At 64.2% G+C, this 2,926-nt stretch carries 1 protein-coding gene; it reads right to left on the reverse strand.

All coding sequences use genetic code 11. The annotated features are described in order from the left end of the window. Positions 1-309: 309 nt before the first annotated feature. Positions 310-2,926 (reverse strand): non-ribosomal peptide synthetase (locus tag EXW71_RS28285; protein ID WP_134661252.1); only part of this gene is annotated, 2,617 nt, incomplete at its 5' end.

The raw sequence follows: 2,926 nt of genomic DNA on the forward strand, positions 1-2,926 counted from the left end.
GGTGTGACCTGCTTAAGATTCGAAAACAGTGACGAGAAAGTCCGGCTTCAATTGCAACCTGAACACCCGGCGTCAAACAGCAGCGCTCGGCCCTGCATGGGCTCGGCGCTGTCGCCGTCAGGTTCAAAAAGTGATGGGTTGAATGCGTGCCCCAGGGCTTCCCACAGGGCTGGAAAACTAAAACATCCACGGGGAGGTGTATGTCATAGGAAGCAGGGACAACGCAGGGGTGACACGCGGCTGCAACAAGCGCGCACGCCCGGCAAGCCGGCGCGGTTTACCCGCGCCGGCCTGCCGTGTGTGTGCCGATCAGATCCGGCGCTTGCGCTCGAACGTGGGCACGCTCGATTGCGGCACGACCACATGCTCGACCTGCCCCACCGCCGCGGCCATTGCAGCCAGCGTCGGTTGCGCGAGCAGCACCCGCAAGTCAGCGTCCATGCCTTGTCTGCGCATCTGCTCGACCAGGCTCACCGCCAACAATGAATGCCCACCCAACTCGAAGAAGTGGTCATGCCGCCCCACCTGCCCGACGTTGAGTAGCGTCTCCCACAGTTGCGCCAGCGCCACTTCCGTCGGCCCCTCGGGAGCCTCGTAAACGCGGCTGAGCAACGCGTCCTGGTCCGGCGCGGGCAAGGCCTTGCGGTCGACCTTGCCGTTGCTGGTCAGCGGCAGGCTGTCCAGGCGCACATAGGCCGATGGCACCATATACTCCGGCAACTGCGCTTGCAGGTACGCACGCAGCACGTCGATATCCAGCGCTTCACGCTCGGTGAAATAGGCGACCAGACGCTTGTGCCCAGGCTCGTCCTGACGGGCGAGAACCACCGCGTCCTTGACCTGCGGGTGTTCGCCCAGGCGCGTTTCGATCTCGCCCAGTTCGATGCGGAAACCGCGGATTTTCACTTGCTGGTCGTTACGTCCCTGGTACTGCAAGGTGCCGTCGGCACGCCACGCCACCAGGTCGCCGGTGCGGTACATCAAGCCGCCGGCGTTGAACGGGTCGGTGAGGAATTTCTCCGCCGTCAGGTCAGCCCGGTTCAGATAGCCCAGGGCAACACCCTGGCCACCGATGTACAACTCGCCGGTGACACCGACCGGTACCGGTTGCTGGCGGGCGTCCAACACGTAGGCACGGCTATTGCCCACCGGACGTCCAATCGGGATGCTGCCCTCGTCGGCCCGGGTAATCTCATGGGTGGTCGAGAACGTCGTCGCCTCAGTCGGGCCGTAGCCATTGAGCAAGTGCTGCGGTGCGCCGTCCTTGAGTACGCGAGCGATCACGTTCGGGTCCAGTACATCGCCACCGACGATCAGGTAACGCAGCTGCGGGAAGACCGTCAACAGCCCTTCGGCGTATTGATGGAACAACCCAGCGGTCATCCACAACACGCTGACCGCCTGCTCCTGCAGCAGCTCGGCAAAATCAGCCTGGGACAGCAACGTATCCTGATCGACTACCACCACCGCGCCGCCGTTGAGTAAGGGTGCCCATACGTCCAGGGTGCTGGCGTCAAACGCCGGGTTGGAGGCGAACGCTACGCGATCATGCTGATTGAAATCGGCATAGCCGTTGTTGATCACCAAACGTGTGATCGCCCGATGCGGCACCAGCACACCCTTCGGCGTGCCGGTGGAGCCGGAGGTGTACATGATGTACGCCGCCGTTTCCGCGGATTGCTCCAGCGCCGGGTTATGCGTGGGTTCAGCGCTCAGTTCCAGGGTGTCCAGGTCCAGGCGACGGGCACCTTCCGGCACCTTGATCGAGGCTGCCGTCAGCACCCATTGCGCGCCGCTGTCCGAAATCATGAAGCCTTGCCGGTCCAACGGCGCGTTGACATCCAACGGCACATACACCGCCGCGCACTTGCTGATTGCCAACTGGCTGACCAGCAGGTCCACGGAGCGCTCCAGCAGGATTGCCACACGCTCGCCGGGCGCCACGCCTTGGCCGAGCAGGTGATGAGCCAACTGGTTGGCCCGTCGGTTCAACTGCGCATAACTCAAGGGACGCTTGCCATGCACCGCCGCCAACGCCTGCGGATCAGCCGCCGCATGGGCTTCGAACTGCCGATGCAAGGTGCAGGTGTGCGGGTAGCTACGCGCCGTATCGTTGAACGTCTGCAACAACTGCCGGCGCTCATCGCCGCCCAGGATCGACAGGCGGTTGGCCGCCGAATGTGGTGCCTGCTCCAAGGTCTCGACCAGCCCGGCCAACGCTGTGCACACGTAACCCAAGACCCGCTGCGCGCCCACCGAGCGCGGTGCCAGGGCACTGACCCGGAAGTCTTCTCCCACGTCATCCACCGAGAGAATCAGCGGAAAACTATTGACCCCTTCATTGGCGAGCATCTCGATGCCGTCCCAGGCAACGCGGCTGGCCTCGCTGACGCTGGCCGCGCCATGACGGTAGTTGAGCAAGGCACTGAACAACGGTGCCGGCGCGGCCACGCCGCTGCAGCGTTGTGCCAACGTCAGCGACGCATGCTCATGAGCCACCAACTGGCTCAGGGCGACGTGGGTATTCTTGACCGCCGCAGTCAAGCTTTCATCCTTCAGGCGCACGCGCAGCGGCAAGGTGTTGATAAACATCCCCAGGGAACGCTCCGCACCGTCACCGGCCTGCAGGCGGCCGAGCAAGACCGTGCCGAACACCACGTCATCGCGCGCCGACACCGCGCCGATGACCTGCGCCCAGACCCAGTGATACAGCGTGGCGGCGCTCACCCCCAGGTACCGTGCCTGGCGTCGCAGACGCTGGCTGAAGGCCGCGCCCAGCCAGTGATCGACCTCCTCGGTGGCATCCCGCTCGCTGTCGATCCGCTGCACGCCAAACGGCAAGGTCGGTTCGTCGACGTCGCCGAGCATCTCCCTGAAAAACGCTTCATGGGCGGTACGGTCCTTGCCCTGGCGGGTCTGCGCCACA

It is taken from the genome of Pseudomonas sp. BCA17, assembly GCF_004519405.1.
Lineage (GTDB): Bacteria > Pseudomonadota > Gammaproteobacteria > Pseudomonadales > Pseudomonadaceae > Aquipseudomonas.